Origin of the sequence: Vibrio sp. 10N.222.55.C7, from assembly GCF_041473335.1 — a bacterium.
Classification (GTDB): domain Bacteria; phylum Pseudomonadota; class Gammaproteobacteria; order Enterobacterales; family Vibrionaceae; genus Vibrio; species Vibrio crassostreae_C.
In genome coordinates, this window is the sequence record NZ_JBFRSC010000041.1 from 1 (window position 1) to 10057 (window position 10057).

At 40.5% G+C, this 10057-nt stretch carries 7 protein-coding genes and 3 pseudogenes; 4 read left to right on the forward strand and 6 right to left on the reverse strand.

The window, feature by feature from the left end; all coding sequences use genetic code 11:
- Positions 1–473: 473 nt before the first annotated feature.
- Positions 474–648: pseudogene (locus AB4482_RS15220) on the forward strand (IS3 family transposase); the annotation flags it as partial.
- 119 nt (positions 649–767) lie between these two features.
- Here the strand turns inward: AB4482_RS15220 and AB4482_RS15225 are convergent.
- From AB4482_RS15225 to AB4482_RS15245, 5 genes are read right to left on the reverse strand one after another with little or no spacing between them, the layout of a single operon-like run.
- Positions 768–1403 (reverse strand): LysE family translocator, encoded by a 636-nt coding sequence (locus AB4482_RS15225; RefSeq protein ID WP_229648111.1) that lies wholly within the window; start codon positions 1401–1403, stop codon positions 768–770.
- A gap of 11 nt (positions 1404–1414) precedes the next feature.
- A complete protein-coding gene (locus AB4482_RS15230) occupies positions 1415–1819 on the reverse strand; it encodes a GNAT family N-acetyltransferase (protein ID WP_229648112.1) in 405 nt (134 codons plus the stop codon).
- 2 nt (positions 1820–1821) lie between these two features.
- Positions 1822–4647 carry an AMP-binding protein gene (locus AB4482_RS15235; protein ID WP_229648113.1) on the reverse strand — a complete coding sequence of 942 codons (2826 nt, stop codon included), beginning with the start codon at positions 4645–4647 and terminating at the stop codon, positions 1822–1824.
- Between the two features lie 3 nt (positions 4648–4650).
- Complete coding sequence (locus tag AB4482_RS15240; RefSeq protein ID WP_229648114.1) at positions 4651–5952, reverse strand: aspartate aminotransferase family protein; 1302 nt, start codon at positions 5950–5952, stop codon at positions 4651–4653.
- Positions 5953–5962: 10 nt separating this feature from the next.
- Complete coding sequence (locus AB4482_RS15245) at positions 5963–6736, reverse strand: hypothetical protein (protein WP_229648115.1); 774 nt, start codon at positions 6734–6736, stop codon at positions 5963–5965.
- 389 nt (positions 6737–7125) lie between these two features.
- Between AB4482_RS15245 and AB4482_RS15250 the strand changes: the two are divergent.
- From AB4482_RS15250 to AB4482_RS15260, 3 genes and pseudogenes are all read left to right on the forward strand, one after another.
- Positions 7126–7617 (forward strand): annotated as a pseudogene (locus tag AB4482_RS15250) (transposase); the annotation flags it as partial.
- A gap of 249 nt (positions 7618–7866) precedes the next feature.
- Positions 7867–8355, forward strand: coding sequence for a PadR family transcriptional regulator (locus AB4482_RS15255; RefSeq protein WP_102428398.1), 489 nt, complete (start codon positions 7867–7869; stop codon positions 8353–8355).
- 174 nt (positions 8356–8529) lie between these two features.
- Positions 8530–8709 (forward strand): hypothetical protein, encoded by a 180-nt coding sequence (locus tag AB4482_RS15260; protein ID WP_016800071.1) that lies wholly within the window; start codon positions 8530–8532, stop codon positions 8707–8709.
- Between the two features lie 601 nt (positions 8710–9310).
- Here the strand turns inward: AB4482_RS15260 and AB4482_RS15265 are convergent.
- A pseudogene (locus tag AB4482_RS15265) lies at positions 9311–9460 on the reverse strand (transposase); the annotation flags it as partial.
- Positions 9461–10057: the final 597 nt, after the last annotated feature.

A 10057-nucleotide genomic window follows, 5' to 3' on the forward strand; every position in this document is an offset into this window, starting at 1 on the left:
GGCTTCGTAATCTTGCCCTGCAAATAATACCGCTCCGATTGATAGTCCAATAGTGCTTATTTTAAACTTCATTGTCCATTCCCCCGCCTAAAATATGATTTTTTGAAAATTTTGATGGAATTAAAAAATTGGTAAAACTGACAATAGACTATTTCAATCAATCAATAAGAACATTTAAATAATTTATGTTTTATTTATATTGAAAAATTATCATCTTTACTAATTCAAGGAAAAAGCATGAGCCACACCAAGAGTTTTTGACTCTGAGTTAAGTGAGAAAGAGCTTGCGGTTGAAAATGCAGCTAGAACAATATTAGTCAAAAACAAGATTATATGTAGTAAAGCGGAAAGGGCTTTCAATAAAGGAAATACAAAGGTGTTTGAAACATTATATAGTTCGTTAACTTTACCCAATTACATTCAAAGACCTTTCAGTTATGACGTAAGTGTTGATATAGGGGCGTCAACGCCAGTTTTTCCACTTAATGAAAATAGAACGTCCAATACGAGCCGATAATGACGAGAGAAGATCTGCGCCAAGCACTCTTCGAATACATCGAGGTTAATTATTACCGAACAAGAAGGCACAGTGCACTTGAATATCTAAGTCCAGTAATTTCTTGTCACTTAGCAAACCAGTCAGTCTGACAAGTGTAGAGCACCCTTATCAAATAGGAAAACACTTATTCATATGAAGGTAAGACAACTTTTCCCTCACCAAATTTTTGTGAAAGAAAAGACTCTACAAACAGTTACGCTTCCCCAATTTATAGACTCGTCGAAAAAAGATAGATAAGGTAAAGGCTCATTAAAACAAAGAAAAATCCTGCAATTTTATTGCCCCACTGTTCAATGTATCTTGACACTATATGTGCCCGCATCCAGTAACCAATGACAGCATACATCGAAAGCACTAGTGCCGTCGAAATACCGACAATCCCCAAACAGATCATATAATCACTGATATTACTATTCGTAAGGTCAACAAAACTAGGTAAGATAGAAGCATAAAAAAGGATAGTTTTTGGGTTCCCCATAGCTATAGATAGCCCGGCAAAAAATTCCTTTGTTGAGAAATCAGACGTTGAGATATCGGTTTCACTTAAATGAGGAGAAGCCGCAATAATTAGACTATAGCCTATCCACCCTAAGTATATGGCACTAACAAATTGTACGAAGTGATAGATTCCTTGGACGCCGTTCTGAGCAAGTGCCGTATTGATGCTAAAATATGCAATGCTAAAAAATAACATAGCACCTATGACAATTCCTAAGGTCGTTATTAAACCCGACTTAAGCCCGACCCCCATACTTTGAATCATCACTAGCAACACACTTGGACCAGGTACTATTGATAGTAGCGTAATTGAAGCTGTAAATAATAAGATTGTGGTAATGTCCATGCCATTGCCTTTTAATGGTCTGTGCCTACGTAAACCCACATAGGTTTAATATCTGCAACATGAAAGCCAAACTTCTCGTAGAATCTAAATGCTTGATTATCACCAAGTAAAACTTTTTGATGGAAGTGTTGGTATTTTTTCATGGTCTTGCTCATCAATTCACTGGCAATACCTTTCGATTGATACTCTGGAAGTACTAACAAATGGCTCACGTACACAACTAAATAGCCATCGGAAATAGTTTTTACTAGACCGACCAAGCGTCCTTCTGAGTAGGCGCAGTACAGTGTGTGAGCCCCATTAAGGGCGAGCATAAGTTCATCAAGTTTATGTGCCGAACTCCAACCTACAGATTGATAAAGTTCAAAGACATCCTGACGTTCAGGAAGAGTATTACAGGTGTATTCAATTATCATTATCAGATTTCCTTTAAGTTTCGATGTAAATAATCATTATCAATAAGTGGCCAATAATGCGCTGATTTTCTCGGTTCTAAGTGCTCACTAGATTTATCGAACAGGTGCCACTGTTCGTTTTCGTTGGCACTCATCAACGCATCAAGAATCAAAATATCGTGTTTCTCCAAGGTTGAAACCGATGATTTTGTGATTATCTGATCAATAATATTTTGGGGTTCTTTGTATTGTATAGAAACCTGACTTGGAAGAAGGCTCTCAAGCAGATACCTAAAATCGACTTTTTTACTAGGATAAAGAGCCAATATTTGGGGGGGATAAGAAATCTCTAATTTAGAATTAAAGATTGAGACTATCGCCGAGCAAGCTACATCGATTGGCGTATAAGATACATTACCATGGTTGATAACAAGTTGGTTTAGCGACTTAAAGACACGTAAAGAGGAAACTAATAAAGAATTGCTATTCGGCACTTTATATTTGTCTGATGGCATCAATTCCCCTACTCTCGAAATCGATACTTCTATATTAAACTTAGTGAGTTCTGTGACTCGCTTTTCTCCTTCAAACTTAGTCTGGGCGTACCCACTCACTTCAGCGCTCGAATTATTGTTTATCAATTTTTCAACAGCCAGACTCGACACGTAGTGAAATTTACGTGCGTTTGCACGAAGAGCAAATTTGCATACTTCTGTTACACCTTCTGCGTTAGTTAAACGTAATGCTTCTGAGCTCTTGTTTAAGTTAACGACTGCCGCCGTATGAAGAATATGAGAAGTATGAAGAGCCAACTGATCATACCTTTCCGAAGATAATCCCATCTTATCTTGCGTGATATCACCAGCTACGACTGTTACACGCTTCCAATCAATTTGATTCTCAATTTTGTACTGTTTTGCACAATCAATTAACCTTAACTTTGCGTTTTCGTCAGAACTTGCTCTCACCAAACAAGTTGCTTTATGACTACTCTCTACGAGCAATTCACATAATAAATGAACCCCGAAATAACCACTTGCTCCAGAAATAAAAACGGATTCAGTAAATGATAGGTGACTAACTGGTCCTGAATACATTTCAATATTGGTCCTGAATTCTTTAGTCGAGCTACTGGTAACCGAAGATTCCAATTCACTAATCGTTAATATACTGGCTATGTCTTTAGATGAGATCCTTTTCCCTAGCTGTTTTTCAATATCTATGGCTATGCAGAGCAGATTGATTGAATCAATCCCTAGTTCCTCAAAACTCTTTTCTGGCGCGATGTCAGAAGAGACACAATAGTTGGACAGAATATTAACAAGTTCGGGGATAAGGCTGCACTCTGCTTCAGTGTCCTTGAAAAGCTTCAGAAGACTGGCTCTCTCGATCTTTCCGTTGTTGTTTCTTGGAAAATCATCTACTTTTACTATTCTTTGGGGTATGAACTCCGAAGGTAAACTTTCAGACAACGTTTGGCGTACATCTTTTTCATCTACGGCCGAACTCCCAGTTACCACCGCCAAAATTTGTTTAGAGTTAGCATTTTCATCTACGGCGACTTTAGCGCATGAAATGCTTGGAATAGCCTCGAGCGCCATTTCAATTTCTGTCAACTCAAGACGAACTCCATTCAATTGGACCTGGCTATCTTCTCTCCCATGGAAAAATAAGACCCCATTCTCAAGGCTTCCTATATCACCCGTTAGATAACAGGGTTCATAATCGCCTGAACTACGCCTAATACTTCTAAACTTGAGAGTTGTTAATTCTGGAAGACCAAGATAACCGAGCCCTAAACCAACACCTAACACAGCAATTTGTCCCAAGACACCTGGTTTATTTATTTCGTTGAGTTGGTCGTCCAGCACTACATAACTAGTGTTGGCTATAGGAAGACCCAGTGGAACACTATTCTCCTCGTTCCCGTTAAAGTGATGAAACACGAAGCCAATGGAAGCTTCTGTTGGTCCATATGTATTAGTGACTTGGATCCATGGACACAATAACCTAATAGTTTTTATCAACTTGAGAGATACCTCTTCTCCCCCAACAAGAATATTCCTAAAAGACTTAAAGTAGTCACTCCCTCTGGCCCTAGAAGCCATATACTGTAGATAAACCCCTAAAACAGAAGGGACAAAGTCTGCCATTACAATCTGCTCTTCCCTGATAGTATCCAATGTTGCTTGTATATCAAGAATCCCTTCTCGCATTGGAATAACTACTTTGCCACCAGTCGTTAACGGCCACAACAATTGCCAAAGTGATGAATCAAAAGTATGTTTGCTATTTTGTAAAACTGCATCACCCAGCTCAAGTTGAAAAGCTTTGGACATGACGTCAAACCGGTTGGCTAACCCTGCATGCTGATTTAGGCAGCACTTTGGCTCGCCAGTGGTTCCTGATGTAAAAAAACCATACGAGATAGCTCCAGGTTCAGGTAATTCAAACGTAATATTCTGGGTTGGCAAATTTACAGTATGGTCGTAATATATACTCGTCTGACAGGCATATTGCTTGGTAGTAGCTATAACTATCTCGGAATCAATAGTCTTTAACATTTTGGCCATTCTGGCCTTCGGGGTATCTACATCTAAGGGAACAAAAGCACCACCGGTCATCCAAACCGCCAACAATGAAATAACATAGTCAATTCCCCCTTGTGAAATAATAGGCACAATAGTTCTTGGGGAAAGACCAGCTTCTAGTAACTCACTTGACAATTCCTGAGCATGGCATATTAAATCAACGTAACGTATGCTTTTACTACCTTGTTTAATCGCTACAGCATCAGGGGAGAGTTGAGATTGATGTAGTATTTTTTTTAATACAATATTAGATGACATAACTTACTCGTGGCATATGGTGTTTAAATGAAAGGCTATTAATTGAGCTAACTCAAGTATTTGCTGCTCCGTGTGTTGACTACAGAAGAACAGTGGCTCTTCTATCGTTGGTGGAATTAAATAGCCCTGCTCACAGAGTTTTTGATGTAGCGAGGAAAAAATGGTTTGATCTTGCTTCTGGACGTCATCCAAAGAGGTGAGATTAGTCAACGACTCAACAAGTATTAAGCTAACCAATGGTCCTTTCTTTACAACATTGAAGTTGATACCGTACTCTTTAAATTTGTAACTCAACTCTCTTGTAAAAACGTCAGTAATCGCGTCAAGTCCTTCATAGACACTTCCATCTTCTAATGAGCGTAACGTACTAATCCCTGCGGTCATTGTCAGTGGATTCCCAGCGAAGGTCCCACCTTGGAATACACCACCTTCATTACTAACTTGCGCCATAACAGAATCTGAGCCGCCATATGCGCCAATTGCTAGACCACCACCTATTATTTTGCCAAATGTTGTAAGGTCTGGATAAATTCCCAACTCATTTGAAACCGGACCAAACCCAAATCGGTATCCAGAGACAACTTCATCAAAAATCAGCAGTGAATTTTGTTTAGAACATAATACTCTCAGTGTTTTTAAGAACTCTATTTGCGCTGGCACTAACCCCATATTAGTGGCAACGGGCTCAATGATCACTGCAGCGATTTCATCACTGTACTGGCTAAAAATCGATTTAATCTGCTCTATATCATTATATCGACAAGTAATTGTGGCGTTTTTGAAACTTGAATGTATGCCGTCCGTGCCGAAATTATCAGAAATTTCCTTCTTATTAGCACCACTTAATATAGTGTCACAATGACCGTGGTACCCACCGGAAAACTTCACCACTATTTGTTTCTGTGTAATCCCCCTAGCTATACGTAGGGCAGTCATTACAGCCTCAGTACCGCTGCAGGTGAAACGAACTTTGTCTATGTGCTTTGAAGAGTTAACTATTATCTTTGAAAGCTCAGCTTCACTCCTATGAGTTAAGCCAAGTACCAATCCCCTAGATGCCTGCTCTTTGATCGCGTCAACCACACAATCGGGTGAGTGACCCAGCAAACAGGGACCTAACCCCATTATAAAATCGACATAACGAGTACCCTCAGAATCCCAAATATATGAACCACTCGCTTTATCAGCTATGATCATTGGCGTGGTTACTTCAGAGAATTTTCGCCCTGGTGAATTTGCTCCACCCGAAATGTAAGTGGCGAGCTCCTTGATAATAGTGTGACGTGATCTGTTACTGTGCTTCATAATGTCGTCCCTAACTATAGATATCTAGAGTTGTCTCAATGGACAGCTCTCTTTCAAGATCACTCGTTGAAGCCCAATCCATATTAACGATCAATCGACGTGAATCTTTTGTCAGAGGGTGCACTCTGTGTAATGTCGTTCCGGATTTGAAAAAATAAAAACCGCCCTTGTTGAAATGATAAGACTCAATGGCATTATTAGTAATGACGTCATAAACCGCGGGATTTTTTTTATCCCACTTAGTATTATGAATACATTGCGTGAACCCACCACACGACGCGTCCGGAATATCAATTAACCAAACAAGACCGAAACTGAAATCGTCCCAATGCCACCCATGAGTATCACCTTTCCGCTCAAGTAATGAGATTGCAATTTGCTCATCTTCAATTGGGCATTGGTGAACGATTTCACCAGCTATATGTGAGAGAAAGCGTCGGAATGGTCTAGAATCATAAATGGCGGCAATTAAAGGCGAATTTTCACGGCAGATGGTATTTCCTACTGTGATCATGTTACGTTCGGTATCCGAAGTTTCTTTGACAACCAAACTTTTTCGCTTGCCATAATGTTCCACTAAGTTTGATGCTTCCTCACTCAATTCAAGCCACAAATTTTCTGGCAGTATATCGGCGATGCAAACCAGAGGCTTTTTTGAAAATTGGGATTGAAGCTTACAAATATCTGCTTGAGTTAAACTGTCTATAAAATTCTGAAAAGCAGCGTCAATCCTTGATTGTCCATATTGCATGATGAATGTATCCTCATAAATTAAAGTTTTCATGCTAGATTCGAGTTTATAAAAATCAAAGAATAACGCTTAAATTCCGTTTTTTAATGAGGGAAGATAACTATTTATCCAAATTTATCTGCAAATGAATAAACAATTTATTACGTCTGAAAAATATACCTTTGCAGTCATCTCTTAAGGCGCGACCCAGAACAACGATAACAATACAAATATAACTAGTTGGAGTTTCCACTCAAATATCCTTTGAAACTATAATAATGACTAAAATAAATGTGACGACTGTAGTCATCTTGATAAAATGCTTAAAACCCATCAATTAAACAATTAATTTATGATTTAATTTATTCCCCTCGGTTTTTTGCGCAACTCAATGGAAATAAGTCAGCAACCTATGATCTGAGCAACTACATTCACTCTCCTTCTTAGCCTCATGGATTGATGAAGAGACGATAAGCAGGTGGGCGCAAAGCAAACCGAATAAGCGCGGGAGACCACGTCGGTTTAGTGATTTAGCTCTCACGACAGCGCTCATGGTGAAACGCGGCCACTGAGAGCGCTACAAGGATTTATCGACTCGATATTTAGACTTGCCCATGTTCCATTAAGTTGTCCGCATTACACTTGCATCAGTCGTAGAACAAAGCAAGTTGAGGTCTCATTTAAGACTAAAACGAGAGGAGCAATACAGTACCTAGCCATTGATGCTACTGGCCTTAAGGTTTATGGCGAAGTTCTTCCGAACTTACTGAAACAAACACGTCAAAGCACCCTTGAGGTATCTGGTGATGGCGCTTACGACACGAGATCGTGTCACGCTGCTATTAAGATTAAGCGAGCCGTTGCGCTTATTCCCCCCAAGAGAAGGGGCAGCCTTCTGGGAGCGTGGCCATCCTAGAAATCTCGCAATGGGCAGCTAGAAGTTATACGGCTCAAATAAATATTGGAAAGAGCGGTATGGTTACCACAAAGCCTATCAACAACTCAAAATCAAAAAACGGATAATTATTAATTATTAATTACCCTTCAACCTCTTGCGATAGCTGACAAGAAGAAGCATAAAGACGTCAGGTTAATAATCGCCCCAATAATGATGAAAGTCGTTTCACTTAACATCTCAGCGCATTCAAGCCGACCGCATTGTAATAATTGAAGGAACTAAAAAGATGTCACTACGTTACGTCATATTGACGTATTTAAATGAAAACCCCCACTCAGGTTACAGCGTCACCAAAGAAATCAACAAATCCCATTATTGGAGCGCCGTCCTACAGCATACTTATCGAGAGATTAAGGTATTGCACAAAGAAAGATGGATAGAAGCGCATGCGAACTGTGCTTCAAAAGGCAACGCTTTCACTATCACCGAACTTGGTAAACAAGCGCTAATTAACTGGCTATCGACACCGGTGGCCACCTGTCAGCATAGAGATTCGTTTTGTATAAAATTGATGAATCATTCTCTCGCACCAACAGAATTAAGCCGTGAGATAGACCTCAGCATCAAAACCACCCTCACGGTATGTCAATATTACGAACGAACCTTGAAACAACCGCAATTAAACGCTCGTCAAACCCTTATCCTCAAAAAGCGACTCGCAGAAGTTCAATTGAATTTGGATTGGTTCCAAGACATCCAGAAGACCTTGTTTTGAAAACGTCCACTCAAAGCAAAGTCGTTAAAAAAGAAATTGACCACATCGCCAAATACATTACACCTCAAGTTCATTCTGGCCCCGTCAAGCACGCACCCAGAATGAACTTGAAGAGAACGACATCAGCCAAAATATTAAAATAGTGGGATTGATTCATAATAAGGAGAACACCTCATGGACAAAAGAACCGTACCAGCCCATCAGCGCATGGAAATACCGCTTAAACCCAACCACGCCTTACCATATCCAAGTAAAACCGTGCCAGAAAAATTAAAGCAGCAGACCAAAGTTCGTCGCCGCATTGAAGACATCCTTGAAGCCCAAGAATTTGATGCGCTTTGGAAGGATGGGTGAAATAGAAGACAATAAAGCACGGCCGCTTTGTCGCGTAATTCAGTTGAGAGACCATTTTTCACCGTTTGATATGCTTTTTAATCAATACGACAGGTTTCAGGCATCCCAAGCTTCTACAGCGCTTTGAGCATGTCTAAGTTTATGAAAGTAAACGTTTGTGATAACCAGACCGCTGTTTCCAATACTTATTGGAACCGGACACCTCCGGGCAACCAGCCGCGAGATTTCGGGAGGGGGATGAGCTCAAACGCGAGTTTAATCTGAATTGCATAGTAACAAGACCTCGTGTCATAGCGCCATCGCCAGATACCTCTATGAGACTTCGGCGTGTTTATTTGAGTAAGTTCGGGAGCACTTCTCCACCGGTAACATTAGATAAACTTAACTCAGCAGCAAGGATTTCCGGCGTCTTGGTATCGACCGCTAAGTGTAACTTTCGCCATACTCTAAGCTTCCCATCTGAACAAGGTTTTTTACTTCCTACTTACCTTCACCATAAACCTTGATGCCTCTCTACTCAATGGCTAGGCACAGCATTGCGCCTCTTGCTTTTGTTTTAGATGAGATATCTACCTCTTTTGCATGGCGAATGATACTTTTGTTATGTGGGCAGCTCAACGGAACATGAAGCTAGCCTAAATATTGAATCGATAGACCCTTGCAGCGATCTCAATGGCATAGAGAAGACTCGTTTCACCATTAACGCAGTGGTAGTAATAACTAAATCACTGAATCGACGTGACCTACCACGCTGGTTCTGTTTGCTTTACGTCCCCCCACTTATCGCCTCGGGACCTATCAGAGCTAATAGGAACTAATACAGGTAAAGGAGACCTCTTTTTATTTGTACTGCAATTTATCTAACTCATAATTGTCCGTGCGACCTGAAGTCGTATGAAGCGTTGTTCACCACGCAGAGTGAACCATCTGTATCACCAGATGACCCTAAGAGCCTGAATAAAGCAGCGGCTCTGACAACGTAACGAAGCTTGGTCGTTAGGCTGTGCGGGAGCAAAATCGTGAGAGGATGTTCCTCCTGATAACCTCAAAATCGGGTGAGTGCTAGGGAGTCAATATGATGAATGTAATGTGAATCCATTTAAGGCGCGTTATGTGATGAAACAGCGGAAGTGGTTAATACGCTGTAGCCAAAAGGCAACGAGAGTCGGAAAGAGATTGGACAATGCTCTTTCGTGGTCATTGTACTCTCCGCACCATTGTGGGCATCTAAGTTGACATTTTTACGCGACATACGGAACAGGGTAAGCCTGTATACCTCCCTATGGGAAAGCTACCTGTGAAGGTGGCCGATAGGTATGCAGGTAAAGGAGGTTAGAGAAAGCAAATG

Excerpts from the sequence above, each read along its gene's own strand:
- AB4482_RS15225 (WP_229648111.1), bottom strand. The coding sequence starts at position 1,403 with ATGGACATTACCACAATCTTATTATTTACAGCTTCAATTACGCTACTA.
- AB4482_RS15230 (WP_229648112.1), bottom strand. The coding sequence starts at position 1,819 with ATGATAATTGAATACACCTGTAATACTCTTCCTGAACGTCAGGATGTC.
- AB4482_RS15235 (WP_229648113.1), bottom strand. The coding sequence starts at position 4,647 with ATGTCATCTAATATTGTATTAAAAAAAATACTACATCAATCTCAACTC.
- AB4482_RS15240 (WP_229648114.1), bottom strand. The coding sequence starts at position 5,952 with ATGAAGCACAGTAACAGATCACGTCACACTATTATCAAGGAGCTCGCC.
- AB4482_RS15245 (WP_229648115.1), bottom strand. The coding sequence starts at position 6,736 with ATGAAAACTTTAATTTATGAGGATACATTCATCATGCAATATGGACAA.
- AB4482_RS15255 (WP_102428398.1), top strand. The coding sequence starts at position 7,867 with ATGTCACTACGTTACGTCATATTGACGTATTTAAATGAAAACCCCCAC.
- AB4482_RS15260 (WP_016800071.1), top strand. The coding sequence starts at position 8,530 with ATGGACAAAAGAACCGTACCAGCCCATCAGCGCATGGAAATACCGCTT.